General features: G+C 66.3%; 26 protein-coding genes and 1 pseudogene. 14 read left to right on the forward strand and 13 right to left on the reverse strand.

The genetic code is table 11. The features are described 5' to 3' along the window. Window positions 1–16: 16 nt before the first annotated feature. Window positions 17–1,423, forward strand: coding sequence for an NAD(P)(+) transhydrogenase (Re/Si-specific) subunit beta (locus OJF58_RS22285; RefSeq protein WP_300785362.1), 1,407 nt, complete (start codon window positions 17–19; stop codon window positions 1,421–1,423). A 57-nt stretch (window positions 1,424–1,480) separates the two neighbouring features. On the opposite strand, the gene OJF58_RS22290 is transcribed toward OJF58_RS22285, so the two are convergent. Continuing rightward, window positions 1,481–1,930: a hypothetical protein gene (locus tag OJF58_RS22290; protein WP_300779981.1), complete on the reverse strand. Its 450-nt coding sequence runs from the start codon at window positions 1,928–1,930 to the stop codon at window positions 1,481–1,483. A gap of 186 nt (window positions 1,931–2,116) precedes the next feature. On the opposite strand from OJF58_RS22290, the gene OJF58_RS22295 reads away from it, so the two are divergent. Continuing rightward, window positions 2,117–3,265 (forward strand): amidohydrolase family protein, encoded by a 1,149-nt coding sequence (locus tag OJF58_RS22295; RefSeq protein WP_300779983.1) that lies wholly within the window; start codon window positions 2,117–2,119, stop codon window positions 3,263–3,265. 66 nt (window positions 3,266–3,331) lie between these two features. On the opposite strand, the gene rpsU is transcribed toward OJF58_RS22295, so the two are convergent. Next, a complete protein-coding gene (gene rpsU, locus OJF58_RS22300; RefSeq protein ID WP_020696578.1) occupies window positions 3,332–3,535 on the reverse strand; it encodes a 30S ribosomal protein S21 in 204 nt (67 codons plus the stop codon). Window positions 3,536–3,661: 126 nt separating this feature from the next. Here rpsU and OJF58_RS22305 point away from each other — a divergent pair, with 126 nt between their 5' ends. After that, complete coding sequence (locus OJF58_RS22305) at window positions 3,662–4,309, forward strand: COQ9 family protein (protein WP_300779985.1); 648 nt, start codon at window positions 3,662–3,664, stop codon at window positions 4,307–4,309. Between the two features lie 3 nt (window positions 4,310–4,312). Here the strand turns inward: OJF58_RS22305 and OJF58_RS22310 are convergent, their stop codons facing one another. The 3 genes from OJF58_RS22310 to OJF58_RS22320 are packed head-to-tail and all read right to left on the reverse strand — an operon-like array spanning window position 4,313 to window position 6,198. Continuing rightward, window positions 4,313–5,383: a 5-(carboxyamino)imidazole ribonucleotide synthase gene (locus OJF58_RS22310; protein WP_300779986.1), complete on the reverse strand. Its 1,071-nt coding sequence runs from the start codon at window positions 5,381–5,383 to the stop codon at window positions 4,313–4,315. A gap of 49 nt (window positions 5,384–5,432) precedes the next feature. Beyond that, window positions 5,433–5,954, reverse strand: coding sequence for a 5-(carboxyamino)imidazole ribonucleotide mutase (gene purE, locus OJF58_RS22315; protein WP_300779987.1), 522 nt, complete (start codon window positions 5,952–5,954; stop codon window positions 5,433–5,435). Between the two features lie 19 nt (window positions 5,955–5,973). Further along, on the reverse strand, window positions 5,974–6,198 hold the full coding sequence (locus tag OJF58_RS22320) for a DUF465 domain-containing protein (protein ID WP_300779989.1): 225 nt from the start codon (window positions 6,196–6,198) through the stop codon (window positions 5,974–5,976). A 90-nt stretch (window positions 6,199–6,288) separates the two neighbouring features. Between OJF58_RS22320 and OJF58_RS22325 the strand changes: the two genes are divergently transcribed. Next, window positions 6,289–6,873, forward strand: a complete 585-nt coding sequence (locus OJF58_RS22325; protein WP_300779991.1) for a TIGR02444 family protein — start codon at window positions 6,289–6,291, stop codon at window positions 6,871–6,873. Here OJF58_RS22325 and OJF58_RS22330 read toward each other — a convergent pair. Then, window positions 6,870–7,436: a UbiX family flavin prenyltransferase gene (locus OJF58_RS22330; protein ID WP_300779993.1), complete on the reverse strand. Its 567-nt coding sequence runs from the start codon at window positions 7,434–7,436 to the stop codon at window positions 6,870–6,872. The genes OJF58_RS22325 and OJF58_RS22330 overlap by 4 nt on opposite strands. Before the next feature lie 113 nt (window positions 7,437–7,549). Between OJF58_RS22330 and OJF58_RS22335 the strand changes: the two genes are divergently transcribed. Next, window positions 7,550–7,726, forward strand: coding sequence for a YdcH family protein (locus tag OJF58_RS22335; RefSeq protein ID WP_300779995.1), 177 nt, complete (start codon window positions 7,550–7,552; stop codon window positions 7,724–7,726). A 40-nt stretch (window positions 7,727–7,766) separates the two neighbouring features. On the opposite strand, the gene OJF58_RS22340 is transcribed toward OJF58_RS22335, so the two are convergent. The 5 genes from OJF58_RS22340 to OJF58_RS22360 all read right to left on the reverse strand — a co-directional run bounded on the left by OJF58_RS22340 (window position 7,767) and on the right by OJF58_RS22360 (window position 11,991). Beyond that, the gene (locus OJF58_RS22340) at window positions 7,767–9,062 is read right to left on the reverse strand and encodes a hypothetical protein (protein ID WP_300779997.1); all 1,296 of its coding nucleotides are present in this window, start codon (window positions 9,060–9,062) and stop codon (window positions 7,767–7,769) included. A gap of 53 nt (window positions 9,063–9,115) precedes the next feature. Next, complete coding sequence (locus OJF58_RS22345) at window positions 9,116–10,972, reverse strand: acyl-CoA synthetase (protein WP_300780000.1); 1,857 nt, start codon at window positions 10,970–10,972, stop codon at window positions 9,116–9,118. A gap of 82 nt (window positions 10,973–11,054) precedes the next feature. After that, window positions 11,055–11,201, reverse strand: a complete 147-nt coding sequence (locus OJF58_RS22350) for a hypothetical protein (RefSeq protein WP_300780002.1) — start codon at window positions 11,199–11,201, stop codon at window positions 11,055–11,057. Continuing rightward, window positions 11,198–11,500, reverse strand: a complete 303-nt coding sequence (locus tag OJF58_RS22355; protein ID WP_300780004.1) for a metalloregulator ArsR/SmtB family transcription factor — start codon at window positions 11,498–11,500, stop codon at window positions 11,198–11,200. Before OJF58_RS22355 ends, OJF58_RS22350 begins: the two co-directional genes overlap by 4 nt. 26 nt (window positions 11,501–11,526) lie before the next feature. Next, on the reverse strand, window positions 11,527–11,991 hold the full coding sequence (locus tag OJF58_RS22360; protein WP_300785364.1) for a VOC family protein: 465 nt from the start codon (window positions 11,989–11,991) through the stop codon (window positions 11,527–11,529). Window positions 11,992–12,157: 166 nt separating this feature from the next. On the opposite strand from OJF58_RS22360, the gene OJF58_RS22365 reads away from it, so the two are divergent. From OJF58_RS22365 to OJF58_RS22380, 4 genes and pseudogenes are all read left to right on the forward strand, one after another. Next, entirely contained in the window at window positions 12,158–14,065 is a 1,908-nt protein-coding gene (locus tag OJF58_RS22365) for a propionyl-CoA synthetase (protein ID WP_300780007.1), read from the forward strand. A gap of 97 nt (window positions 14,066–14,162) precedes the next feature. Then, on the forward strand, window positions 14,163–15,677 hold the full coding sequence (locus OJF58_RS22370; RefSeq protein WP_300780009.1) for a 3-hydroxyacyl-CoA dehydrogenase: 1,515 nt from the start codon (window positions 14,163–14,165) through the stop codon (window positions 15,675–15,677). A gap of 479 nt (window positions 15,678–16,156) precedes the next feature. Continuing rightward, window positions 16,157–16,454, forward strand: a pseudogene (locus OJF58_RS22375) (type II toxin-antitoxin system RelE/ParE family toxin). Continuing rightward, a complete protein-coding gene (locus OJF58_RS22380) occupies window positions 16,455–16,763 on the forward strand; it encodes an addiction module antidote protein (protein WP_300780010.1) in 309 nt (102 codons plus the stop codon). It abuts the pseudogene before it with no gap. Between the two features lie 10 nt (window positions 16,764–16,773). Here the strand turns inward: OJF58_RS22380 and OJF58_RS22385 are convergent, their stop codons facing one another. Further along, complete coding sequence (locus OJF58_RS22385) at window positions 16,774–17,961, reverse strand: adenylate/guanylate cyclase domain-containing protein (protein WP_300780011.1); 1,188 nt, start codon at window positions 17,959–17,961, stop codon at window positions 16,774–16,776. Between the two features lie 114 nt (window positions 17,962–18,075). On the opposite strand from OJF58_RS22385, the gene OJF58_RS22390 reads away from it, so the two are divergent. The 5 genes from OJF58_RS22390 (at window position 18,076) to OJF58_RS22410 (ending at window position 24,421) form a co-directional block, all read left to right on the forward strand. Then, a complete protein-coding gene (locus OJF58_RS22390; RefSeq protein ID WP_300780012.1) occupies window positions 18,076–19,215 on the forward strand; it encodes an acyl-CoA dehydrogenase family protein in 1,140 nt (379 codons plus the stop codon). Between the two features lie 123 nt (window positions 19,216–19,338). Then, the gene (locus OJF58_RS22395) at window positions 19,339–20,550 is read left to right on the forward strand and encodes an acetyl-CoA C-acetyltransferase (protein WP_300780013.1); all 1,212 of its coding nucleotides are present in this window, start codon (window positions 19,339–19,341) and stop codon (window positions 20,548–20,550) included. A gap of 103 nt (window positions 20,551–20,653) precedes the next feature. After that, window positions 20,654–22,900 (forward strand): 3-hydroxyacyl-CoA dehydrogenase NAD-binding domain-containing protein, encoded by a 2,247-nt coding sequence (locus OJF58_RS22400; protein ID WP_300780015.1) that lies wholly within the window; start codon window positions 20,654–20,656, stop codon window positions 22,898–22,900. A 90-nt stretch (window positions 22,901–22,990) separates the two neighbouring features. Continuing rightward, window positions 22,991–23,788, forward strand: a complete 798-nt coding sequence (locus OJF58_RS22405; RefSeq protein ID WP_300780016.1) for a fumarylacetoacetate hydrolase family protein — start codon at window positions 22,991–22,993, stop codon at window positions 23,786–23,788. 84 nt (window positions 23,789–23,872) lie between these two features. Next, complete coding sequence (locus OJF58_RS22410; protein ID WP_300780018.1) at window positions 23,873–24,421, forward strand: 2'-5' RNA ligase family protein; 549 nt, start codon at window positions 23,873–23,875, stop codon at window positions 24,419–24,421. 1 nt (window position 24,422) lies between these two features. Here the strand turns inward: OJF58_RS22410 and OJF58_RS22415 are convergent, their stop codons facing one another. Then, window positions 24,423–25,892 carry an amidohydrolase family protein gene (locus OJF58_RS22415; RefSeq protein ID WP_300780019.1) on the reverse strand — a complete coding sequence of 490 codons (1,470 nt, stop codon included), beginning with the start codon at window positions 25,890–25,892 and terminating at the stop codon, window positions 24,423–24,425.

The raw sequence follows: 25,892 nt of genomic DNA on the forward strand, positions 1-25,892 counted from the left end.
CGAGGCAGCGACAGTGATCACCCATGAACTGGCCGCCTACGGCTATCTGATCTCGGCCATCTGCTTCATCATGGCGCTGCGCGGACTCTCCTCGCCCACGAGCGCGCGCGGCGGCAACCTCTACGGCATCGTCGGCATGGTGGTGGCGATCGGCGTCACCGTCGCCTCGCCCGGCGTCGTCTCGCCCTGGCTGATCGTGATCGGCCTCCTGATCGGCGGCACCATCGGCACCGTCGTGGCGATGCGCATCCAGATGACGGCGCTGCCCCAGCTCGTCGCCGCCTTCCATTCGCTGGTCGGCCTCGCGGCGGTGTTCGTGGCCGGCGCCGCGTTCGTCTCGCCGGAGGCCTTCGGCATCGGCACGCCGGGCCATATCTACACCCAGAGCCTGGTCGAGATGGGGCTCGGCACCATCATCGGCGCCATCACCTTCACCGGCTCGATCGTCGCTTTCTCCAAGCTCCAGGGCCTCGTCTCGGGCGCCCCGCTGGTGTTCCGCGGGCAGCATCCGCTCAATGCCCTGATCGGTCTCGTGCTGCTGCTGCTCCTGATCTGGTTCGCCATGGACGGCCATCCGGTGACGTTCATGCTGCTGATCCTGCTGTCGCTGGCGGTCGGCTTCCTGCTGATCCTGCCGATCGGCGGGGCCGACATGCCGGTCGTGGTGTCGATGCTGAATTCCTATTCGGGATGGGCGGCGGCCGGCATTGGCTTCACACTCGGCAACACGGCCCTGATCGTGACCGGCGCGCTGGTGGGCTCCTCGGGCGCGATCCTGAGCTACATCATGTGCAAGGGCATGAACCGCTCGATCTTCAACGTGATCCTGGGCGGCTTCGGCACCGATTCGAGCGCCGCGGGAGCAGCGGCCGCCAAGACCGACAAGCCGGTAAAGGCGGGCTCGGCCGAGGATGCGGCCTTCCTGATGGAGAATGCGAGCTCGGTGATCATCGTGCCGGGTTACGGCATGGCGGTGGCGCAGGCGCAGCACGCGCTGCGCGAGATGGCCGATATCCTGAAGGCGCGCGGCGTCAATGTGCGCTACGCCATCCATCCGGTGGCGGGCCGCATGCCGGGCCACATGAACGTGCTGCTGGCCGAGGCCAACGTGCCCTACGACGAGGTGTTCGAGCTCGACGACATCAACCGCGGCTTCGCCTCGACCGACGTCGCCTTCGTGATCGGCGCCAACGACGTCACCAACCCCGCGGCCAAGACCGATCCCAAGAGCCCGATCTACGGCATGCCCATCCTCGACGTGGAGAAGGCGCAGACGGTGCTGTTCGTGAAGCGCGGCATGTCATCGGGCTATGCCGGTGTGGAGAACGAGCTCTTCTTCCGCGACAACACCATGATGTTGTTCGCCGACGCCAAGGTGATGTGCGAGAACATCGTCAAGGCGCTGGAAGGCTCGGCCCACTGAGGTGCGAAGAAGAAGGCCGCTCCTTTCGAGAGCGGCCTTCGTTTTGGTTTGCGTATCTCAGCGGGTGTGCGGCGAGATCACGTTGCCGCGGGCGTTCAGCCGATCGCCGCAGCTGTCGTATTTGAAGCCGTACTCGTCGGTGATGGCGACGCTGTGCGACCCGGAGGCGCCGCATCCCATCGCCGGAGATTCCATCGGCGCGGCGGCCTGCTGGTTGTAGCCGCGGCCCTGGCCGTAATAGGTGCCGCGGTCGTAATAGCGATTGCCGGCGGCCGTCTGGCCGGCGTTCATCTCCTTGGTCCTCTGCTGCATCATGGTGCTCGATGTCGTGGCGTCGCTCGGCGTGTTGCCGACCGAGGGCTGGGTGCCGACATCGCGGGTCGGGGCGGCGCCGCTGGCGCCTCCCGGACCGCTGTTGGGGCCGGACGGCATCCAGTTGCCCTGGGCCAGGACCGCCGAGCTGGACAGGACGATCGCACAGGCTGTCATCAGCGAGATCTTCGTCATCGGGCTTCTCCTTCGAAAATGCCGACAACAGGAGAACGTCGCGCCGACGACGGCCGTTGCCGGCGCGTCTGCCGGCTTTTTCCCGGTTCGTTGCGCGGACTCTGCACGAGTCCGGGCTTGGGGAGCGCAAAGGGCCGCCGTACCATATCGGGCGACCGGATCGTCCGGCGGGGGAGGACTTGCGTCATGCACCACAACCTCATTTCCGGCGACAATCACATCGACCTTACCTATTGCCCGCCCGATCTCTGGTCGTCACAGGCGCCGGCCAGATGGAAGAAGAATGCGCCGCGCGTCGAGGAGCGCAACGACGGGCAGCACTGGTTCGTCGACGACAAGGACCGCGGCATGTGGAACGGCGTCGGGCCGGGCTTCCTGCCGTACACAAAGGGCTCGTTCGGCCATATCGACGAGATGAAAGAGGCGGGGTTCGAGTGGGACAGCTACCCCGGCGCCCGGCCACGGCCGACCACGCCGGAACTGCGCCTGGCCGATCTCGATCGCGACGGGCTCGACAAGGAGATCATCTACGGCTGCCTGATGGTGAACGATCTGATCGAGGAGGCCGAGCTGCGCGCCTGGGTCGACGCCCGCTACAACGACTGGGCGGCCGACTTCGCCCGACGGTCTGATCCGAACCGCGTGTTCCCGCTCGCCATCATTCCCAACACCGATCCGGCGACCGCGGCCGCCGAGGTGCGACGCTGCGCGCGAATGGGACTCAAGGGCGGCGACCTCGCCTTCAAGCGCATGAGCCTGCCGCTCTACCATCGCGACTGGTACGTGCTGTGGGAGGCGGCGGCCGAATGCCGCTTCCCGATCTCCTTCCACTCGACTGGCTTCAAGGCGCTGCGTGCACCGGATACGCCGGAGATGGAGAAGCAGCTCGCGATCCAGTGGCGGCTCGTGCGCTCGGCGCTGTTCCAGCTCGATACGATGGAGGTGCTGGTGTCGCTGCTGGCGTCGGGCGCTTGCGAGCAGTATCCCGACTTCAACTTCGTGCTGGGCGAATCGGGCGTGACGTGGCTGCCCTACGTGTTCGACCGCCTCGACACCGAGTACAATGACCGTGCGCGCAGTCTCGGCTTCAGGATGAAGCCCAGCGACTATTTTCGCCGCCAGGGCTACGTCACTTACCAGCAGGACAAATATCTCGAGCCGATCGTGCCGCTGATCGGCGAGGACAATATCATCTGGGGCGCCGACTACCCGCACCCCGATTGCATCTGGCCGAACTCGCGCGAGACTCTGGCCAAGAATCTCGCCGGCTTCAGCGAAGGCGTGCAGAAGAAGATCGTCCACGACAACGTCGCGCGGCTCTACGGCCTGAACTGATCTCCATCGAGCAAAACCCCCGGTCATGCCGGGGGTTCGTCTTCGATCTCCACGTGAAGGAACGGGCTAGTAGCCCTCGCGCTCCATGCGCTTGCGCATCAGCTTGCGGGTGCGGCGGATCGCTTCGGCACGCTCGCGGGCGCGGCGCTCGGAGGGCTTCTCGTAGTTGCGGCGGAGCTTCATCTCGCGGAAGATGCCTTCGCGTTGCATCTTCTTTTTCAGGACGCGGAGCGCCTGATCGACGTTATTTTCGCGGACGAGAACCTGCACTGCGATCGCTTCCTTTCAAGTTCGAGGGCCCGGACAAGTTTCAGGGCCCGGGAAATTCGGGAGGGCGGGTAGGTATCACACGCGGCCGGCCTTGGGAAGCCCCGCCGGCAGGCCTATATTCGCCCCATGAGCGAGGCGAAATCCCCTCCGGACGACCCCGATACCGCGCTCCGTGACCGGCTGGCGGATGCGGTCGGCAACGAGGCGGCCTTCGACGGCTGGAGTTGGACCTCGATCCGGGCGGCCACCCGGATGCTCGACCTGCCGGCGGGCGAGGCGGAACGCCTGTTCCCGGGCGGTCCGCTCGACGTGCTGGCCTATGTGAGCGAGCGGGCGGACCGGCGCATGGTCGCGGATCTGGAGACGGAAGGGGTGCTCGACCTCAAGATCCGCGACCGTATCCGCGAGGCCGTCCGTATCCGGCTCGAGCGCCATGTCGGCAACCGCGAGGCCGCGCGGCGCGCGCTGGCGCTGCTGGCGCTTCCCTTCAATGGACCGTTGGCGCTGCGGCTGCTCTACCGCACGATCGACGCCATGTGGTACGCCGCCGGCGACACCAGCACCGACTTCAACTTCTACACCAAGCGGGTGACCCTGGCGGCCGTCTATTCCTCGACCCTGCTCTACTGGCTGAACGACCGCTCGCCCGGCAGCGAGGCCACCTGGGACTTCCTCGAGCGGCGGATCGACAACGTGATGCAGATCGAAAAGCTGAAGGCGCGCGCCCGTTCGTGGCGACCAGGCGATCGGGTCCGGACCGTCGCCCGCCGGTAGGGATCACTTTCTCGGCATAACATAGGTTACGTGGCCCATCTTGCGGCCGGGGCGGGCCTTGCCCTTGCCGTAGAGATGCAGCCGCGCCGTCGGCTCGGCGAGGTAGCGCGCCCAGTCGTTGGCCTCGTCGCCGATCAGGTTGATCATGCGCGAGGACGCGAGAAGGTCGACGGCGCCCAGCGGCAAGCCGCAGACCGTCCGCACGAGCTGCTCGAACTGGCTGGTGGCGCAGGCATCGATCGTCCAGTGACCGGAATTGTGCGGCCGCGGCGCCATCTCGTTGGCAAGCACGCGTCCGTCCCTGGTCACGAACATTTCGAGCGCGACCAGGCCCACCAGGTCGAGGCTTTCGGCCAGCCTCAGGCCATAGTCCTTTGCCTGCTCTTCGACCGCGGATGGGAGGCCCGAGGGGACCGCGGTCGCGCGCAGGATGCCGTCTCGATGCTCGTTGCGGCCGATCGGGAAGCAGCGCGCCTCGCCGTCGAGGCCGCGGGCGACGATGGCGGAAATCTCGCACTCGAAATCGACCAATGCTTCGAGGATGCATTCCCGCCGGCCGAGCTTGTCCCAGGCCGCGAACAGATCCTCGCGGCTATGAACGCGGATCTGGCCCTTGCCGTCGTAGCCTTCGGTCGAGGTCTTGAGGATGCCGGGGAGGGCGGTAGCGCGGGCGATATCGCCTTCGCCCGCGATCTGTTGGTAGTCGGCCGTTCCAAGCCCCGATTTCCGAAAGAACTCCTTCTCGCGCAGCCGATGCTGGGCGAAATGGATGGGCTTGATCCCCGGGCGGACCGGCCTCCGACGTGCGCACTCGGCGACAGTCGCTTCGGGCACGTTCTCGAACTCGTAGGTGACGACGTCGACCGCGTCCGCAAAGCGGGCGAGGGCGGTCGCATCGTCATAGGCGCCCGAAATGTGAGCGGTGGCCACGTCGCCGGCGATCGAATGGGCTTCCGGGGAGTAAACGACCGACCGATAGCCGAGTCGGGCCGCCGCCATGGCCGTCATCCGGCCCAACTGGCCGCCCCCCAGGATGCCGATGGTCGATCCGGGCGGCAGGGCTTTGGTCGCCATCGAACCATGGGCCTCCGAGCCCGGTCTGCTCTCCCCAGAATCTCTCATGTCAGTGCTGTTTCGACGTCTCGTCCGCCGGCTTCTCGGCAACCGTACCGGTCTGCCGGGCGCGCCAGCGCTCGACGGCGGCCATAATCTTGGCGTCGCCAAGACCGATGATGGACGCCGCCAGGATCGCCGCATTGATGGCGCCCGACTTGCCGATGGCGAGCGTGCCAACCGGAATGCCGGCCGGCATCTGGACAATGGAAAGAAGGCTATCCATGCCCTTGAGCGCCGCGCTTTCGACTGGCACGCCCAGCACCGGCAAGGGGGTCATCGAGGCGGTCATGCCGGGAAGATGGGCCGCGCCGCCTGCGCCCGCGATGATCACCTTGAGACCCCGATCCTTGGCCTCGGCGGCGTAGGCGAAGAGACGGCGCGGCGTGCGATGGGCGGAGACGATGCGGGCGTCGCAGGGGACGCCCAGGGCTTCGAGCGTGTCGGCGGCATGCCGCATGGTGGCCCAATCCGACTGGCTGCCCATGATCAGGCCGACCAGGGGACGGCGTTTGGCGGAAGATTTGGCCATTTGGCGTTCGGGGGCGTCTTCAGGCGATGATGTCGGGAATGAGCTGGCTTTCCAACTTCAGAATCTGGTCCTTGAGGCCGAGCTTGCGCTTCTTCAGCCGCTGGAGCTGGAGCTGGTCGAAGGGCGCCTTCTCGATCAGCCGGTCGATCACCTCGTCGAGGTCGCGATGCTCGCTCTTCAGCGCTGCCAGCTTGGCCCTGAGCGCCTCTGTGTCCTGCGGTTCCGAAGGCCTGTCGTCGTTCATGCCTGGCGCACTCGTCCTCGTGGACTAGCCACACGGATGCGCGCCGTGTACCCCTTCGGCCGCCCAAAGGGAAGCATAACCCTACCTCCAATGCCGGATTTTCTGCCTCACCCCTTCTGGAACTTCTCGCTCGAGCTCTATGGCGGCGACGGCGTCGCCGAAGCTTGCCTCGACCTGCAGGAGCGTCGCGGCTGCGACGTCAACATCTTGCTGTTCTGCTGCTGGCTGGGCGCTTCCGGGCGGCCGACCCTGACGGCCGAGCGGCTGCGTACCATCCTCAGGGCAAGCGATGCTTGGCAGGCGGCCATCGTGCGGCCGCTGCGCGAGGTGCGAAAGCTGCTGAAGGATCAGGCCTGGACCGCGGCGTTGCCCGAAACCGTCGATGCAACGCGGCGGCGCGTGGCCGATGCCGAACTCGCCGCCGAGCATGCCGAGCAGCTCAAGCTTGCGAGCCTCCATGCGCCGCCTGCCGACCGGGATCGTCCCCTGGAGAAGCGCCTGCGGTCGGCGGTGGGAAATCTGGGAATCTACGCCCTCTGTCTCGGCGTGACGCCCGACGATAAGGATCGCCGGGCGGTGGCGGCGCTCGTCGCGGCGACCTTTCCCGAGGCGACGCGCGACGAGATCGCGACCGCCGTCGGTCTTCGGGCTGCAGGCGCTCCCATCGGCTCTTAGTGCCAGCGCCTGACCTTGCCGGTGTCGAGATCGAACAGGTCGAGGATGCGGCCGACCGTGTGGTCGATGATGTCGTCGATTGTCTTCGGCCGGTTGTAGAAGGCGGGCACCGGCGGCGCGACGATGGCGCCCATCTCGGCGAGCGTCGTCATGTTGCGCAGATGAATCGCGTGAAGCGGCGTTTCGCGGGCAACCACGACCAATTTGCGGCGTTCCTTGAGCACGACGTCGGCGGCTCGTGTCAGCAGGTTGCTGGTGATGCCGTGGGCGATCTCGCTCAAGCTGCGCATGGAGCAGGGCGCCACGATCATTCCCATGGTCCGGTATGACCCACTCGAAATCGCTGCGGCAAGATCGTCGATCTTGTATGCCACATCCGCGAGCCGCCGCACGTCGCTCACCTTCAGGTCGGTCTCGTGTGCGAGCGTGAGCTCGGCGGTGCGCGTCATGACGAGGTGAGTTTCCACGGGCAACGCCTTCAGCGCCTCGAGCAACCGGACCCCATAAATGACACCGGAAGCGCCAGAAATGCCGACGATCAGGCGAGGCGACGTGTCAGTCATGCTGACCATCCTATCTGAATTTTGCACAGCCGCACGACAGCGGCCGATTTGCCGTGACTCGGGCGTCGGACAGAGGCAGAGTTTTGAGGTCCGTAACCAGCTCGGAGGTGTCTATGAGCGCCGTAGACCATATCGAAGCGCTGAAGGCCAAGCATGCGATGCTGGAGCATGCGATCGATGAAGAGAATGCCCGTCCGCACCCCGATGACGAGGCGATTTGCAGCCTCAAGAAGCGAAAATTGCAGATCAAGGACGAGATTACCCGACTGATCTCAGAGAAATCCCACTAGCCCTCCCTTCCCTATCGAGCAAAGCCGCGCCGAGCGGCGGTCACCGCAGCTTGTGCAGGTTCACGGTCCAGGTGGTCGGACCGAACGTGCCGCGCGAGTAGCCGCTGCATTGCGCAACGTTGTCGGCGCCGCGACGGCAGACGAGCTGGTCTGCAAACCAGTGCGAACCGTCGTTACAGGTCGTGTCGCGATCGTGCAGCCGAAGTGTCTGGCCGTCGAACCGCGCCTGGGCGGCGGTTCGGCAGGCGACGCGACCGCGCCGCCATTCGAGCTGGCCATAGCCGTTCGCATCGAAGCAATAAGAAGAGACGCCCGGTTCGAGCTGCATGCGCTCGTGGCGGAAGGGATCGCTGCGCCAGCAGCCCTCGAGGAAGGAATAGTCCCGCGTCGGGCCGGTCGGCAGGCGCAGACGATTGTCCGACGGTGCGCGCGGCGGCGGCACCGGCTTGGCGGGCGGCGCGATTGCGGCCTGGCTCGGCGGCCTGGGGGGTGCCGGCGGCGCGGGCGGCTTGCAGTCGGCGATCCGCTTCTTGAGCTCGCCCTCGATGGTCGACATCTCGATCTGCAGGGCCTTGGCGCGCGCCTGTTCGTGCGACAGCGAGGCCTTCAGGATCGGCCGCGGGTCGGCCGGAGCGGCCGGGGGCGGCGATGCCGCGGGCGGTTCCCGGGTGGCGAGGGCAAGGGCGGGCGTGGCCGGCAGCAGGTCGCGCAGCATCCAGACGCCGACGAGCAGCAGTGCGAGAAGCGGCAAGGCCAGCAGCATGGTGCGAAACCAGGGAATCGGGGTTGGTCCGACGATCGGCGCCGCCACCGGCAAGGGCTTCGGCGGATCGAGCACGGAGCGTCGCGTGGCGGCGGGTCTCGCGAGGGACGGCGGCAAAAGGCTGCTCGCCGCCTCCTTCTCGTAGCCCCAGCACACCACGACCGGTCGGCCGCCCACGAGAAAGACAAAGGATTCGGCCGGCCGGCGCGCGGCAAGCCGCAGCGACCGCCCAACCGCGCCGGTGTCCTCGCCGCTGCCGGCGCCCGCCAGGCTCTGCCCGAGCCGGTCGATGGCGATCAGGCCGCGATCGACCTGCGACAGGATCTCGCCGCGTTCCTTGGGATCGAGGTCGGCGACATTGCGGACTTCGCCGGCCCAGTTCGCGTACCAGTCGATGCCTTTGCCGTCGGCATGGAGCTGCGGCTCGGCCAGGAGATCGGCGATCTCGTTGCCCAGCCGCCGGCGGACGATACGGCCGAGCTGGATGGCCGAGTTGTGGAGCGGCTCGCCGCGCACGCCCAAGGGCCGCACGCCGCTGCGCGTGGTGACGATAAGCGTACTCTCGCCGGGCATGGAGCGGCAAGCTTAACCGGCCGATTGTGGCGGGGCGATGGTGCGGCCCGGTGTCAGACCGCCTTTGCCCAGTCGCGCAGCACGAACTTCTGCACCTTGCCGGTCGAGGTCATGGGCAGGTCGCGAAACACCACGTGGCGCGGACACTTGTAGTGCGCGAGATGGGCGCGGCAGTGGGCGAGGATCTCGTCGGTCGTGACGGACGCCCCCGGTTTCAGCACGACGAATGCGCAGGGCGTCTCGCCCCACTTGTCGTCGGGTTTGGCCACCACCGCGACGTTGGCGACGGCAGGATGCTTGATGATCACCCCCTCGACCTCGATCGTCGAGATGTTCTCGCCGCCCGAAATGATGATGTCCTTGGAGCGGTCGCGCAGCTCGAGGTAGCCGTCCTCGTGCAGCACGCCGAGATCGCCGGAATGGAACCAGCCGCCCTCGAAGGCCTCTCGCGTGGCCTTGGGATTCTTCAGATAGCCCTTCATGACGAGGTTGCCGCGGAACATGACCTCGCCCATGGTCTGCCCGTCACGCGGCACTTCCGTCATTGTCCTGGGATCCATCACCGTGACGGCGTCCTCCGCGGCATAGCGGACGCCCTGGCGAGCCTTGAGCCGGGCGCGCTCACCGGGATCGAGCGCATCCCACTCGCCATGCCAGGAGCATATGGTCGCCGGGCCGTAGACCTCGGTCAGGCCATAGACGTGCGTGACGCGGAAATTCTCCTTCTCCAGCGCCTCCAGCACGGCGGCCGGCGGTGGCGCGGCCGCCGTCATGAACTCGACGCGGCGTGCGAGCGGCCGGCGCTCCTCCGGGCTGGCGCCGATGATGAACTGCATGATGATCGGCGCACCGCAGAGATGCGTCACGTCGTGGTCGGCCAGCGCATCGAAGATCGTCCTGGCCGACGCGCGGCGCATGCAGACCGACGTTCCGGTCACGAGCGCCAGCGTCCAGGGGAAGCACCAGCCGTTGCAGTGGAACATCGGCAGCGTCCAGAGATAGACGGGGTGCAGCCCCATCGCCCATTGCGTGGCATTGCCGTAAGCCGAAAGGGCGGCGCCGCGGTGGTGGTAGACGACTCCCTTGGGGTTGCCGGTGGTGCCGGAGGTGTAGTTGAGCGAAATCGCGTTCCATTCGTCGCCGGGATAGTCCCAGGCATCGTCGGGATCGCCCGTGGCGATGAATTCCTCGTAGGTGGTGTCGCCGATCTGGGCGCCGTCATCGCATTGAGGGTCGTCGATATCGACCACCAGCGGCTGCGCCTTGGCGATGCCCAGCGCCTCGGTCATCACGCGATGGTACTCGCGGTCGACCAGCAGCACCTTGGTCTCGCTGTGGTCGAGGATGAAGGCGATCATCGCCGCGTCGAGCCGGGTGTTGAGCGAGTTCAACACCGCGCCGGTCATCGGCACGCCGAAATGCGCCTCGTACATCTCGGGGATGTTGGGTGCCATGATGGTCACCGTGTCGCCGACGCCGATGCCCACCTTCTCCAGCGCCGAGGCGAGCCGGCGGCAGCGCGCGTAGGTCTCGGCCCAGGTCTGGCGGCGTGGCCCGTGCACCAGCGCGAGATGATCGGGATAGACCGAGGCGCTGCGCTCCAGGAACTGCAGCGGCGTGAGTGGCGCATGGTTGGCCGGCGTCTTGTCGAGGTCGCGCTCGTAGATATTGGCGCTGAGCAGGTGGGCCTTGTGCGGCGCCGGGCGCGACGTCGGCAGGCGGGCGACCGCGGCCCGGTTCTTCACCGGCCGGCGCAGCACGATGGGCTTGGGCGCCGGCGCAGCCTTCGGCGTGATCTTCGTCGTACCGCGCGCGGCCTTCGCGGCCGGCTTCTTCGTCTTGGCGGTCTTCCGCTTCGTCGGCCGCTTCGCCTTGCTCTTGCCGGTGCTCCTGCCTTTTCCCTTCGCCATGCTCGCTTCCCGTCCCGGAATGACGGCCCGCACTTTCACACAACGCACGTCGTTCGCCAATCGTGCCCGATACGGTCAGCGATTACGACAGATGGGCGCTGTAGGATCCCAGCAGGCTCTGGAACAGCGGATTCGAACGCCACCAGAGACCGATCTCCCGCACGAACACGTTGAAGGCGCGCTGCGGTCCGGCCGCGACACGCAAGGAGACGAGGATGCGCGACGTCATCGCCCGCGTTCGAGATGCGCCTCGAAAGCGGGGAGCTGCTCGGTCCAGACCCGCTCGGTCTGTTCCAGCCAGGCTTTCAGGGTCGCCATGGGGCCGGGCTTCAGGGTGTAGATGCGGATCCGGGCATCGAATTCGGGATGTGCCTCCTCGATCAATCCGCCCGCCTTCAAGGTGCGGAGGTGCCGACTGAGGGCGGAGGGGTTGAGCCCGACTCCCGCCGCAAGCTCACCGGCGCGTCGCGGGCGGTCGCGCAGGAGCTCGATCACCCGCCGCCGATGCGGATCGGCGAGCGCGGCCAACGTCCGGTCCAAGTCGGACGCGGCGCTCAAATCGTGCCTTCGACCTTGAATCCCGTCACCCGCTCCATTTCCTCCCGCGACACGCGGCGCACCGTCTGGCCGAACGTCCACAGGTGCCCCTCGGGATCGCGTGCGCGGTATGTTCTATCGCCGTAGAATTGGTCCGTCGGTTCCTGGACGATCTCTGCGCCGACGGCGCGTGCCCGGGCGCAGTGGGCGTCGATGCCTTCGTTGAGCTGGACATGGACCGACTGGGTGTTCTTGCCGCCCAGCACGGCGGGGCTGGCGACCGAATCGCACCACTGCGACCCGACATAGATCAGACCGTCGCCGAATCGCATCTCGGCGTGACCCACATTGCCATCCTTGTCGGTGACCAGCAGGCTCCGCTCGAAGCCGAAAGCTTTCTCCAACCAGTCGAGCGCCGCCCACGGGTCCCTGTAGTAGACGCCCGATGTCAAGGTCGGGCGGCGGAAGTCGTTCATATGCAGCTCGTTTACGATTTAAGAAATATTTCACTTGAGGAAGAAATATGTCAAGGCGCAAGACGGGAAGGCCGGCGACGATGCGTACCGCTTGCAAAAACGACGCGCCCGATGGGAGTTCCGCCAGCAACTCCCCCCAACTAATGTACTGGCGGGACAGGAGGAAATGATCATGGCCAGCGGCGACAGGTATCGCGCGGTGCATGCGCGCTCGCTGAAGGATCCGGAAGGTTTCTGGGCCGAGCAGGCGGAGACGATCGACTGGACCAAGCGCTGGGACAAGGTGCTCGATTCGTCGCGGGCGCCGTTCTATGGCTGGTACGTGGGCGGTGAGCTCAATGCCTGCCACAATGCGCTCGACCGTCATGTCGAGAACGGCCGCGCCGACCAGACGGCGCTGATCTACGATTCCCCGGTCACCGACACCAAGAGGAGCTTCACCTACCTGGAGCTGCGCGATCACGTGGCCCGGCTCGCCGGCGCCATCGCCGCACAGGGTGTCGGCAAGGGCGATCGTGTGATCATCTACATGCCGATGATTCCCGAGGCGGTGATGGCGATGCTCGCCTGCGCCCGGCTGGGTGCGGTGCATTCCGTGGTGTTCGGCGGCTTCGCCGCCAAGGAGCTGGCCAGCCGCATCGACGATTGCCAGCCCAAGCTCGTGCTCACGGCCTCCTGCGGCGTCGAGCCGGCGCGTATCGTCGCCTACAAGCCCATGCTCGACGAAGCGATCGAGCAGGCGAGGCACAAAGTGTCGAAGGTCATCGTCTTCCAGCGGCCGCAGGGACCGGCGACGCTGGTGAAGGGCCGCGACCTCGACTGGACGGAAACGGTTGCCGCCGCCGCGCCGCACGGCTGCGTGCCGGTGAGGGCCACCGATCCGCTCTACATCCTCTACACATCCGGAACGACCGGCTTCCCCAAGGGCGTGGTGCGCGATACCGGCGGTTACTGCGTGGCGCTCTACTGGTCGATGAAGAACCTCTACGGTGTCGAGCCGGGGGAGGTGTGGTGGTGCGCCTCGGACGTGGGCTGGGTCGTCGGCCACAGCTACATTGTCTACGGCCCGCTGATCTACGGCTCGACCTCGATCCTCTATGAAGGCAAGCCGGTCGGCACGCCCGATGCCGGTGCCTTCTGGCGCGTGATCTCCGAGCACAAGGCGGTGGCGCTGTTCACCGCCCCGACTGCCTTCCGCGCCATCAAGCGCGAGGATCCCGAGGGCAAGCTCCTCAAGAAGTACGACCTCTCGAAGTTCCGCACGCTCTTCCTCGCCGGCGAGCGCGGCGATCCGCCGACCATCGAATGGGCGCAACGGCTGCTCGGCGTGCCGGTGGTCGATCACTGGTGGCAGACCGAGACCGGCTGGGTGATCTGCGGCAACTTCGTCGGGCTCGATCCGATGCCGATCAAGCCGGGATCGTGCTCGGTGCCGGCCCCCGGCTGGCATCTCGAGGTGCTGGACGAGAACGGCCATCCCATGAAGCGCGGCCAGGTGGGCGCGATCGCCGCCAGGCTGCCGCTGCCGCCGGGTACGTTTCCGACGCTGTGGAACGCCGACGAACGCTACAAGCAGGGCTATCTCACCGAGTTCCCGGGCTACTACAAGACCGGCGATGCGGGCTTCATCGACGAGGACGGCTACGTCTCGGTGATGACGCGCGTCGACGACGTGATCAACGTCGCCGGCCACCGGCTGTCGACCGGCCAGATCGAGGAGGTGCTGGGTGCGCACGACGACGTCGCCGAATGCGCGGTGATCGGCGTCGCCGACGAGCTCAAGGGACAGGTGCCGCTGGGCTTCGTGGTGCTGAAGGCCGGCGTCGACCGGCCGGACCGGGAGATCGCGAACGAGATCGTGCAGATGGTGCGAGACCGCATCGGTCCGGTCGCCTTCTTCAAGAGCGCCCTGGTCGTGCAGCGCCTGCCCAAGACGCGCTCGGGCAAGATCCTGCGCGGCACCATCCAGAAGATGGCCGACAACCAGCCGTGGACCATGCCGGCCACCATAGAGGACCCGGTCGTACTGGAGGAGATCAAGGACGGCCTGAAGGCCGCCGGCTATGCGGCGAAGGGATGATCGTCCGGACCGCGCGCATCTTGCGCGCCTCTCATGAGCGAGCCGGAGGCTCGCGGTCCAAAAGAGCTCGAGCGAGTGAAGAAGAAGGAACGAGCGTATGACTCTCGACATCAACCGCCGGGATCTCGCCGTCGGCATCGTGGGCACCGGCGCGATGGGACGCGGGATCGCGCAGGTGACGGCGCAGGGCGGCATCAAGGCGGTCCTGTTCGACGCCGCCGAAGGCGGCGCGGCCAAGGCCAGGGCGGGCATCGTCGACATTCTCAAGGGGCTGGCCGCCAAGGGACGGCTCACGGATGCCGATGTCGCTAGTGCAGAGGGCAACCTCGCCGTCGCGGACAAGCTCGAGGACCTCGAGGGCTGTCACGTCGTCGTCGAGGTGGTGTTCGAGAATCTCGACGTCAAGCGCAAGCTGTTCGGCGAGCTCGAAGCCGTGGTGGCGCCGGAGACCATCCTCGCCTCCAACACCTCGTCGATCCGCATCGCCTCGATTGCGCGTTCCCTGAAACACCGCGAGCGTGTCTGCGGCATGCACTATTTCAATCCCGTGCCGCTCATGAAGCTGGTCGAGGTGATCCGTACCGCCGATACCGCGCCGTGGGTGGTCGACGCTATGGTGGCGCTCGGCAAGCGCCAGACCCGCGTGCCAGTCGTGGTGGGCGACACGCCGGGCTTCCTGGTCAATCTCGGCGGCACGGCGATCGGCACCGAGGGGCTGCGTATCCACCAGGAGGGTCGCGCGACGGTGAGCCAGATCGACGCCGTCATGCGCGACACCTGCGGCTTCCGCATGGGGCCGTTCGAGCTGATGGACCTGACCGGCATCGACGTCAACTTTCCGGCGCGCAACATCATCTACGAGGGCTTCTTCCACGACCGGCGCATGACGCCGAGCCCCTATCACGAGAGCCTTTATGCGGCCGGCAAATTCGGGCGCAAGACCGGCGCGGGCTGGTACGACTACGATGCCAAGGGCGCGAAGGTCGATCCGGGCGCCGACCATGTGCCGTCGGTCGTGCCGGCGACGAGCGTGGTGGTGATGGACAGCCACAACGAGAAGCTCGTCAGCCTCGTCGTGTCCTCGGGCGCAAAGCCGCTGGCCGTGGACGACGGCCGCAGCCCGATCCTGGTGGCGCCCGTCGGCAAGGATTGCACGACGGTCGTCGCCGAGCGCGGCCTCGACCGCCGTCGCACCGTGGCGGTCGATCTGACCGGCGACATCGCCCGGCGCCTGACCATCATGACCGCGCCCGGCGCCGACGATCTGGTGCGCGACGCGGCGGCCGCGATCCTGACCCGCTCCGGCGCCAAGGTGACGCTGATCAAGGATTCGCCGGGCTTCATCGCCCAGCGCATGTGCGCGATGATCGCCAATCTCGGCTGCGAGATGGCGATGATCGGCATCGCCTCGGCGGCCGACGTCGACACCGCCATGACGCTTGGCCTCAACTATCCGCGCGGCCCGCTGGCGCTCGCCGACTGGCTGGGAGTCAGGAACTGCCACGAGACGCTGGTCCAGATCCAGGCCATCACCGGCGACGACCGCTACCGCCCCAGCCAGTGGCTGCGTCGCCGCGCCCTGCTCGGCCTCAGCGCGACGACGCCGGAGTAGCGATTCTTGATGCTATTTGCTCGCTGCGTCACCTTGTGCCTCGATATCGACTGTTCGCCCTTTGACCAGAAGCACAGGCATACCGTCCGCACACGCAGTTCTCGCAACGGAAAAACGCAGTTCCTTTTTTTTAGATCGGTAGAGCGAATGACAACCGTGTCGTCCTTATAGAAAAGCACCACGGTCGGCTCACCGCCGAGAGAGCGGGCATCGGCCAGCTTCCTGAAGAAGACTGGACCAAGCAATTCCTGAAGAACGTGGTCGGATGAATCGGGCTCAATCGTGCAAGCCAACGCTACTGGCCCTGCATGATCCTTGTGTGCATATGCGAGGATTGAGCTTGGGCCTGGAGGTTCGTTCAGCGACCACCCCGGACACCAGCGACCGAACGGTCGCGCTGCCGAGCATGATTGATAAGGCTGAGCAGACCCAGTTGTAAACTGCGGTTTACAGATGCAGGCCGTAAGCCATAGTGGCATATGGCCGAACTCGTCAAGACCACCGCTTTCGGCAACTGGCTGGATCGGCTGCGGGATCGTCGAGCGAAGGCCCGCATCCTCGATCGGATCGAGCGTATGGCGATGGGCCATCGCGGCGATGTGAAGTCGATCGGAGGTGGGCTGTCCGAGATGAGGATTCACCATGGCCCGGGTTACCCGGGTCTATTTTCTGGAACGCGGTCCCTTGCTGATCGTCCTGCTGTGCGGCGGCGACAAGGGTTCGCAGAGCCGCGACATCGAGCGGGCGAAGCTGCTCGCCGCACAATGGAGGGACTGAATGGCGAAGGCGAAGAAGGCAAAGCTCTTCAGCCGCTACGATGCCGCCGACCACCTCAAGGACGAGGAGGACATCGCGGCCTTCCTGGACGTCGTCATGGAGGAAAGCGGTGACGATCCCGCCTATGTCACCCACGCACTGGGCATCGTTGCCCGCGCCCGCAGCATGAGCCAACTTGCGCGCGATACCGGGCTCACGCGCGAGGGGCTCTATAAGGCTCTGTCCGAGGAGGGCAATCCGAGCTTCGCGACCATCGTCAAGATCGCCCGCGCCCTCGGCCTGCGGTTGAGCTTCCGGCCGCAGGCTTGAGAAGCGGATCTTAGCCCACCGTGTACATCCCGCGCCTGCCGGCGATGCCGCGTAGTTCGTGGGCGCCGAGGCTGAGGACCGGGCGGCCGCAGTGGTCGGCGATGCTCTGCGACAGCAGGAGGTCGTGTCCGAGCGCCTTGCCGAGGGTTTCCATGCGGCTCACCTCGTTGACGGCGGGGCCGATTACGGTGAAGTCGAGACGGCGGGCGGTGCCGATGTTGCCGTAGACGACGTCGCCGAAATGGAGGGCGATGCTGAGATCGAGCGTAGGTTCGTTCTCGACGCTGCGACGGGCATTGAGGGCGGCGTTGCGGCGGCGTGCGTCAACCGCGGCGGCGAGCACCGCGCGGCAGGCCTGCTCGGCACCGACGGTCTGCGAGGGGAAGATGGCAAGCAGGCCGTCGCCCAGGAATTTCAAAATCTCGCCGCCATGCTCGATGACGGCGTCGCCGATGCATTCGAGGTGCTGGTTGAGCCAGCCGACGACTTCCTTCGCCGCGGCGCGGTCGGCGAGGGCGCTGAAGCCCCGCAGATCGGCGAGCAGAAGGGCCGCCGAAATAACCTGGCTGTCGCCACGCCGGATCACGCCCTGCAGCACGCGGGCGCCGGTCTGCGGGCCGAGATAGGCGCCCAGCGTTTCGGCGGCGACTTTCGACAGGCCGACGCGGTAGGCGGCAAGGCCCAACGCTGGCAAGATGCGGTCAACGATGTCGATCTCGGCTTCGGCAAAGCCGGCCGGACGATCGCTCGCCAGCGAAAGCACCATGCCCTGCAGCGCGGTGCGGCGCTCGCTGAAAGGCACCAGGCGGAGGGCGTATTCAGTCATGCCTTGCGCGCGCAAGTCGGCGAACAGCTCGAACTGCCGCAGCACTTCCGGATCTTCGAGCTTCCACCGCGCCCGGGGAACGTCCTGGTCGATCAGGTATCGGATCGGGCTGCGCTGGAAGGGGCCGCCGTAGCTGTCGACGACGCCCAGCGCGGCACGGGTCAAACCCTCATCGCGCAGCCATCGGAAATGGATCACCGCCGTCGTGGGATCGATGGTCGGCATGCTCAAGGTCGCCCGGCAAAGCGGAATACCTCGGGCAACGAGCCGCTCGGCCGTGCCTGCAAGGATGGCTCCCAGATCGTCGCTGTTGCAGCCTTCGGCCAGGATCCAGTCGACGAGTCCTGTCACGTCGTCGCGTGCCGGCATCATGACGTTGACCTTTACGTAAACGTAAACTACCTAAGCTTCACTGGCGCCCCCGGCGCCGGAAGCCCAGAGTCCCGGCAAGACGGACATCTGACAACCGAGAAGAGGGAACTGCTCGTGACGGCACTGGCTGCGCATTACACCCCCGAACATCAGCTTTTCCGCGAGACCTGCCGGCGGTTCTTCGAGAAGGAAGTGACGCCCTTCCACATGAAGTGGGAGGAGGAGGGCATGGTGCCGCGCGAGCTGTGGCGCAAGGCGGGTGCTCAAGGCTTGCTCGGCATGACAATGCCCGAAGAGTATGGCGGCGCCGGCGCGGATTTCCTCTACAGCGCCATCCTGATCGAGGAGCAGGGGCGGGCGATCGCCTCGGGACCCGCCTTCTCGCTGCACAACGACATCGTCGTTCCCTACCTGCTCCACTACGGCACCGAGGAGCAGAAGAAGAAATGGATTCCCAAGGCCTGCTCCGGCGATCTGGTGACGGCGATCGCCATGACCGAGCCCGGGACCGGCTCCGACCTGCAGTCGGTCAAGACCAGCGCCGTGATGGACGGCAACCATTGGGTCATCAACGGCTCCAAGACCTTCATCAGCAACGGCCAGCTCGCCGATCTCGTGATCGTGGTCGCCAAGACCGACCCCAAGCTCGGCGCCAAGGGCACGTCGCTGATCGTGGTCGAGACCGACACCCCGGGCTTCAAGCGCGGCCGCAATCTCGAGAAGATCGGCATGAAGGCGCAGGACACGTCGGAGCTCTTCTTCGACAATGTGCGCGTGCCGGCCGATCACCTGCTGGGCGGGCCGGGCATGGGTTTCATCCAGCTCATGCAGCAATTGCCGCAGGAGCGGCTGGTGATCGCCATCCAGGCGATCGCCGCCATCGAGGCGGCCCTGGAGCACACGCTCGCCTACGTGAAGGAACGCAAGGCGTTCGGCAAGCCGATCGTCGATTTCCAGAACACGCGCTTCAAGCTCGCCGAGATCAAGACCAAGGCCCATGTCGCGCGCGTCTTCGTCGACGACTGCGTGGCGCGGCACCTCAAAGGCGAGCTCGATGTTGCGACAGCGGCCATGGCCAAGTACTGGACCACCGATCTGCAGTGCGAGGTGATGGACCAGTGCCTGCAGTTCTTCGGCGGCTATGGCTACATGTGGGAATATCCGATCGCGCGTCTCTACGCCGACAGCCGGGTGCAGAAGATCTACGGCGGCACCAACGAGATCATGAAGGAACTGATCGGAAGGACGCTTTGAATTCCTCTCCCCCGCTAGGGGGAGAGGTTAGGTGAGGGGGGTGAAGGGGATGCACGCCACCCCCTCACCCGCCCTCTCCCCCGATCGGGGGAGAGGAGAAAGAGGGATTCAAGGAGAAGCACCATGACCGATGCATACATCTACGACGCCGTCCGCACCCCCCGCGGCAAGGGCCGCAAGGACGGCTCGCTGCACGAGGTGACGCCGATCCGCCTCGCCACGACCGCGCTCGAGGCGATTCGCGACCGCAACCAGCTCGACACGAAGCTGGTCGACGACGTCGTGCTGGGCTGCGTCATGCCGATCGGCGAGCAGGGGGCGGACATCGCGCGCGTCGCGGCGGTGCGCGCCGGCTTCGACGAGACCGTGCCCGGCGTGCAGATCAACCGCTTCTGCGCCTCGGGCCTCGAGGCCACCAACATGGCCGCGGCCCAGGTGATGTCTGGGCAGAGCCAGGCGGCGATCGGCGGGGGCGTCGAGAGCATGAGCCGCGTGCCGATGGGTTCCGACGGCGGTGCCTGGCCGGTCGATCCGGCGGTGGCGATCCCGATGTACTTCCTGCCGCAGGGGATCTCGGCCGACGTGATCGCGACCAAATACGGCATGAGCCGCGACGACGTCGACGCCTACGCCGTCGAATCGCAGAAGCGCGCCAAGCACGCCTGGGACAGCGGCTACTTCAAGAAGTCGATCGTGCCGGTGAAGGACCAGAACGGAATCGAGCTCCTGAACCACGACGAGCTGATGCGGCCCAACACGACGATGCAGACGCTGGCGGCGCTCGAGCCGAGCTTCAAGGTGCAGGGCGAGGCCATGCCCGGCTTCGATGCCGTGGCGCTGCAGCGTTATCCCGAGATCGAGAAGGTGAACCACGTCCATCACGCCGGCAACTCGTCCGGCATCGTCGACGGTGCGGCCGCCATCCTGATCGGCACGAAGAAGTTCGGCCAGAAGGCCGGCCTGAAGCCGCGCGCCCGGATCCGCTCCTTCGCCTCGATCGGCTCGGAGCCCGCGATCATGCTGACCGGCCCGGCGCCTGCCTCGGAGCGCGCCCTGAAGCGCGCGCGCATGGAGGTGAAGGACATCGACCTCTTCGAGCTCAACGAGGCCTTTGCCGCCGTCGTTCTGCGCTACCTGCAGATCTTCAAGATGCCGCACGACAAGATCAACGTGAACGGCGGCGCGATCGCCATGGGCCATCCGCTGGGGGCCACCGGCGCCATGATCCTGGGGACCCTGCTCGACGAGATGGAACGGCGCGACCTCTCGACCGGCCTCGCCACGCTCTGCGTCGGCGCCGGCATGGGCACGGCCACCATCATCGAGCGGGTCTGATCGGGCTCTTTCGGACCGCGAGCGTCCCGCTCGCTCATGAGCGAGCCAGAGGCTCGCGGTCCAGAAGACGATGACCGCTTCCCGACCAACAAGGATTCGACCAATGATTGACTACAACGTCGACACCGACGGCATCGCCACCATCACGTGGGATATGCCGGGCCGCACGATGAACGTGCTGAACGAAGCCTCCCTGACGGCCTATGCGGAGGCGCTGGAGAAGGCGCTGAAGGACGAGAAGGTGAAAGGCATCATCCTCGCCTCGGGCAAGGCCGACTTCATCGCCGGCGCCGATCTGGACATGCTCCTGAACGTCGACACGTCCGACGCGGCGAAGCTGATGGACCAGTTCGGCCAGCTCCAGAAGATGTTCCGCCGCCAGGAAACCGGCGGCAAGCCGATGGTGGCGGCCATCAACGGCACGGCGCTGGGCGGCGGCTTCGAGATCTGCCTCGCCTGTCACCATCGCATCGCCGCCGCCAACCCCAGAGCCAAGGTCGGCCAGCCGGAGGTGAAGATCGGCCTGCTGCCGGGCGGCGGCGGCACGCAGCGCATTCCGCGCCTGATCGGCGTCATGAACGCCGCGCCGATCCTGCTCGAAGGCAAGGACCTGCCGGTCGAGACAGCCAAGAGCATGGGCCTGATCCACGAGGTCGTGCCGGCGGACCAGCTCCTGGCCAAGGCCAAGGAATGGTTGATGGCCCCGGCCTCGGAGCAGGTCGTGCCGGAATATGCCGGCAAGGGCGCCAAGCCGATCGACGGTCGCGCGGTGCAGCCGTGGGATCGCAAGGGCTTCAAGGTGCCGGGTTTCCCCGGCGGCCAGGTCTGGAGCCCGGTCGGCGTGCAGACCTTCATCGGCGGCAATGCCATGATCGCGGGCAAGACCAACGGCGTCTATCCCGCGCCCAAGGCGATCATGAGCTGCGTCTACGAGGGCCTGCAGGTTCCGTTCGACGCGGCGCTCCGCATCGAGACGCGCTATTTCGTGTCGCTGCTGCGCGATCCCGTCGCCAAGAGCATGATCCGCACGCTGTTCTTCGGCCTGCAGGAAGCGAACAAGCTCGCCCGCCGGCCCAAGGACGTGTCGAAGCAGGAATACAGCAGGATCGGCATTTTGGGCGCCGGCCTGATGGGCGCGGGCATCGCCACCGTGTCGGTGCAGGCGGGCCTCGAGATCGTGCTGGTCGACCGCGATCAGCCTTCGGCCGACAAGGGCAAGGCGCATATCGCCGACGAGCTCGGCAAGCTCGTGAAGCGCGGCCGTCTCGCCCAGGACAAGGCCGACGCGATGCTCGCCAAAGTGACGGCCACGGCCGACTTCGGAGCGCTCAAGGGCTGCCAGCTCGTGGTCGAGGCGGTGTTCGAGAACCGCGAGGTCAAGGCCGAGGCGACGAAGAAGGCCGAAGCGGAGCTCGCCCCCGACGCGATCTTCGCCTCCAACACCTCGACGCTGCCGATCACCGGTCTCGCCGAGGCGTCGGTGCGGCCGAAGAACTTCATCGGCCTGCATTTCTTCTCGCCCGTCGAGAAGATGCCGCTGGTCGAGATCATCGTCGGCAAGAAGACCTCGCCCGAGACCCTGGCGCGCTCGATGGACTTCGTGCAGAAGATCCGCAAGACGCCGATCGTGGTGAACGACAGCCGCGGCTTCTTCACCTCGCGCGTCTGCGGCGCCTTCATCAGCGAGGGCCATCGCCTGCTGAAGGAAGGGGTGCCGGCGGCGATGATCGAGAATTGCGCACGCCTGGCCGGCATGCCGGTCGGGCCGCTGGCGCTGAACGACGAGGTCGCGATCGATCTTTCGTGGAAGATCATGGACCAGACGCGGCGCGATGCCGAGGCCGCCGGCAAGAAGTACGAGCCCTCGGGCACCGAGGACGTGCTCGAGCTGATGGTGAAGAAGCTCGACCGCTTCGGCCGCAAGAACGGCAAGGGCTTCTACGACTATCCGGCCGACGGCAAGAAGCGTCTGTGGCCCGATCTCGCCAAGCACTTCCCGCCCAAGCCGGAACTGCTCTACGGCGAGGGCGAAGCCAAGCGCGCCAAGGAGACCGAGATCAAGAAGCGGCTGCTCTATGTGCAGGCGCTCGACACGGCGCGATGCCTGGAGGCCAAGGTGCTCACGGCGCCGCAGGACGGCGATGTCGGCTCGATCATGGGGCTCGGCTTCGCGCCGCAGACCGGCGGCGCCATCAGCCTGATCGACCAGGTCGGCGTGAAGCAGTTCGTCGCCGAGTGCAACCAGCTTGCGCGGAAATACGGGCCGCAGTTCAAGGTGCCAAAGCTGCTGCGTGACATGGCGGCCAAGGGCGAGAGCTTCTACGGCCGGCCGACCGCACAGGCGGCCTAGCGACAATTTCGCTGCGGTCTCGCCTTCGCTTGCATGAAGGCGGGGCCGCGGCAAATATCCCTGCCGATCCGAAATCGAGAGGGATGTGCCGTGAACCCACAGGAAATCGAAGCGCTGGCCGACCGTATCGCCGAGTTCCGCCGCGCGCGGGTCCCGCTCGACTTCCTCGCCGGCGCGACCGCCGGTCTGTCGGAGGAGGACGCCTACAAGGTCCAGTTCGCGGTGCACGACCGGCTGACCGACAGGGGACAGAACCGGCTTGCCGGCTGGAAGGTGGCTTTCGCCGTGCCGGCGCAATACGAGCCGCTGAAGCTGTCGGGACCGGCCTTCGCCGGCATCTACCAGGACGGCGTTCGCCAGAGCGGCGAGGTGTTCCATCCAGGGTGGCCGATCAAGGCCGGCGTGGAATGCGAGATGGTGGCGCGGATGGCGCGCGACGTGACTGCCGGCAGCACGCCCTACACCGCCGAGAGCATCAGGCCTTACGTCGCCAATCTTTATTGCGGCATGGAAGTGGTGGAGAACCGCTACGGCAACGACGTCGCCAAGCTCGGCGGTCCCGGACGCATCGCCGACGACGTCCTGCAAGCGGCCTGCATCGTCGGCACCGAGATCGAGGACTGGCAGAAGGTCGACTTCGCCAAGGTGCAGGGCCGCTCGGAGTTCGAAGGCAAGGAGATCGGTGCCGGCCCGGGCGCCAACGTGATGGGCGGTGCGCTGGTGTCGCTCGCCTGGCTTGCCAACAAGCTGATCTCCTATGGCAAGCGTCTGATGGCGGGAGACGTCGTCCTGACCGGCTCCGTCCATCCGCCGGTGTTCCTGCCGGGCCCGGGAAGGGCGAAGGCGGAGTTCGTCGGTCTGGGAAGCGCGGAGATCACGGTCAAATAGACGACGCAGCCGCTGGAGTTTTGGAGGATTGATTCTCGGTCAGAAATAGAACAAAACAGGAACATCCAGCAAGAGGAGCACCGAATGAGCGTCGTACGCGCTACCGATCGACTCTTCTTTGCGGCGATTCCGGATCGACCGACTGCCGCGCGGATCGCGGACGTCCGACGGGATCTCTGCGACAGGTATGGGCTCACCGGCAAGTCGGTGGCCATGGAACAACTGCACGTCACCGAATGGCATGTGGGCGATGGTCTCGACGCACCGCCTCTCGATCTGATCGACGAACTGGCGCGTCGGGTCGGCAGCATCGGGATGCCGCCCTTCCAGGTCATGTTCGACCACGCCATGAGCTTCAGCCATGGTCCGTTCGTCTTGTGCGGAAGAGAAGGCGTCGCGGGCCTCGAGATGCTTCATGAGCACCTCAAGGCAGCGTTGTTCGTCGACGGGATGAAGCCGGTGCGTTCGAGGTTCACGCCGCATATGACGCTGCTGCGGGCCAGGCGACTCGTCCAGCCGCTCGAGATCGAGCCGATCACCTGGATGGTGAAGGAGCTCGTTCTCGTGCACAGCCTCCTCGGCAAAGGGATCCATCGATACGTCGCGCGCATTCCCTTGCGCAGACGCGACTAGCTCATGACACCGGCCGCGACTGTGGCAGGCGTTCTTTCGTCGCGTAGACCGGCGGCGACAGGCCGTCCGCGTCGCGGCCGGCCCAGTCGCGCTCGCTCACCGTCTCGAGGCGCTTGCGCTGGCCTTCGATCAGGCCGGCGGTGGCGGCCTCGACGTCGATCGTCAGCACCTTGCTGTCCTTCACCACCTGGATGCCGTCGACATAAACATGGCGGATGGCGCGCTCGCTCGCCGAATAGATCAGGCTGCGCACCGGCTCGTGGCTCGGCTGCATGTAGGGATGGCTCATGTCGACCAGAGAGAAGTCGGCCTTGCAGCCCGGCGCCAGCCGGCCGAGGTCGGGCCGGCGCAGGATTTTCGCGCCGCCGATCGTCGCCGCCTCGAAGGCATGCCGCGTCATGCCCATCTTGTAGTTGCCGGTGAAGACGCGCGCGACGTAGCAGGCGAGCCGGATCTCGTCGATCATGTTGTGCGGAAAGGTGTCGGTGCCGATGCCGACCGTGATGCCGGCATCCATATAGCGGCCGATCGAGTTCATCACCATGGCGCGGCGCGCGAACACCGTCGGGCAGTGCGCCACCGCAGCGCCCGAATCGCGCAGCCGCTCGAAGTCGTTGCCGTGCGGATAGTGGATCTGCGGGTGATCGTTGAGGAAGATGCCGTGCCCGATCACGAGGTCGGGCCCCAGCACACCGATCGAGTCGAGCCATTCTATCGGCGTCTTGCCGTGACGGCGCACGATCTCGTGGAACTCGACGATCGCCTGGCAGGCGTGGGTCTGCATCTGGATGCCGCGTCGGCGCGCCTCCTGCAGGGCTTCCCGGAAGAAGCCCTCGCGGCAGGTGTCGATCTGCGCCGGCCCCGCCATGGCGCCGATGCGTCCGCTGGGATGCCGCATCGCCTCGTCGATCACCTTCATCGAAGCCTCGAAGGCCTTCTGGCCGGCCTTCTCGTCCCAGGCGTAGTCGACCGTATGGCCGTTCTTCGTGAACCACACCGCCTGCCGCATCATCGGGCAGACGACGGCCCGGATGCCGGTCCGGGCGAGATCGTCGACCCAGCCCTCGCGTGCGATGGAAAGATCGGTGAGGGTGGTGACGCCGCTCTTCAGGAGCTCCGACATCGCGACCTGCATCGCCGGGCCGGCATCCTCGGGCGCCAGGCCGAACACGGTGAGATATTCGTAGAGCGAGCTCTGGCCGAGCTTGTCGCTGCCATACTCCTCCGTAAGGCCTTTGTTCGCCGGCTCGGAGAAGGGATGGCTGTGCACGTTGACGAGGCCGGGGAGCGCCATGAATCCCTTGCCGTCGAGAGGGGCATCGACAGGGCCGGCATAGCCCGGCCCGACATGCACGACCTCGTTGCCCCTGAAGACGAGGTCGCCGCCGTCGAGATAGACATGCCGCTGCTCGGCATCGTCCCAGGCGACGATGTGGTCGAGGTTCGCGATGCGAGTGGTTTTCGTGGCCAT

Origin of the sequence: Enhydrobacter sp., from assembly GCF_030246845.1 — a bacterium.
Classification (GTDB): Bacteria; Pseudomonadota; Alphaproteobacteria; order Reyranellales; family Reyranellaceae; genus Reyranella.

Coding starts and splice junctions, on each gene's coding strand:
- OJF58_RS22310 (WP_300779986.1), bottom strand. CDS start 5,383: ATGGCGACCAAAGCCCTGCCGCCCGGATCGACCATCGGCATCCTGGGG.
- OJF58_RS22370 (WP_300780009.1), top strand. CDS start 14,163: ATGACTCTCGACATCAACCGCCGGGATCTCGCCGTCGGCATCGTGGGC.
- OJF58_RS22320 (WP_300779989.1), bottom strand. CDS start 6,198: ATGAACGACGACAGGCCTTCGGAACCGCAGGACACAGAGGCGCTCAGG.
- OJF58_RS22415 (WP_300780019.1), bottom strand. CDS start 25,892: ATGGCCACGAAAACCACTCGCATCGCGAACCTCGACCACATCGTCGCC.
- OJF58_RS22290 (WP_300779981.1), bottom strand. CDS start 1,930: ATGACGAAGATCTCGCTGATGACAGCCTGTGCGATCGTCCTGTCCAGC.
- OJF58_RS22330 (WP_300779993.1), bottom strand. CDS start 7,436: ATGACTGACACGTCGCCTCGCCTGATCGTCGGCATTTCTGGCGCTTCC.
- OJF58_RS22325 (WP_300779991.1), top strand. CDS start 6,289: ATGCCGGATTTTCTGCCTCACCCCTTCTGGAACTTCTCGCTCGAGCTC.
- OJF58_RS22340 (WP_300779997.1), bottom strand. CDS start 9,062: ATGCCCGGCGAGAGTACGCTTATCGTCACCACGCGCAGCGGCGTGCGG.
- purE (WP_300779987.1), bottom strand. CDS start 5,954: ATGGCCAAATCTTCCGCCAAACGCCGTCCCCTGGTCGGCCTGATCATG.
- OJF58_RS22335 (WP_300779995.1), top strand. CDS start 7,550: ATGAGCGCCGTAGACCATATCGAAGCGCTGAAGGCCAAGCATGCGATG.
- OJF58_RS22400 (WP_300780015.1), top strand. CDS start 20,654: ATGATTGACTACAACGTCGACACCGACGGCATCGCCACCATCACGTGG.
- OJF58_RS22380 (WP_300780010.1), top strand. CDS start 16,455: ATGGCGAAGGCGAAGAAGGCAAAGCTCTTCAGCCGCTACGATGCCGCC.
- OJF58_RS22410 (WP_300780018.1), top strand. CDS start 23,873: ATGAGCGTCGTACGCGCTACCGATCGACTCTTCTTTGCGGCGATTCCG.
- OJF58_RS22305 (WP_300779985.1), top strand. CDS start 3,662: ATGAGCGAGGCGAAATCCCCTCCGGACGACCCCGATACCGCGCTCCGT.
- OJF58_RS22385 (WP_300780011.1), bottom strand. CDS start 17,961: ATGATGCCGGCACGCGACGACGTGACAGGACTCGTCGACTGGATCCTG.
- OJF58_RS22345 (WP_300780000.1), bottom strand. CDS start 10,972: ATGGCGAAGGGAAAAGGCAGGAGCACCGGCAAGAGCAAGGCGAAGCGG.
- OJF58_RS22395 (WP_300780013.1), top strand. CDS start 19,339: ATGACCGATGCATACATCTACGACGCCGTCCGCACCCCCCGCGGCAAG.
- OJF58_RS22295 (WP_300779983.1), top strand. CDS start 2,117: ATGCACCACAACCTCATTTCCGGCGACAATCACATCGACCTTACCTAT.
- OJF58_RS22365 (WP_300780007.1), top strand. CDS start 12,158: ATGGCCAGCGGCGACAGGTATCGCGCGGTGCATGCGCGCTCGCTGAAG.
- OJF58_RS22350 (WP_300780002.1), bottom strand. CDS start 11,201: ATGACGTCGCGCATCCTCGTCTCCTTGCGTGTCGCGGCCGGACCGCAG.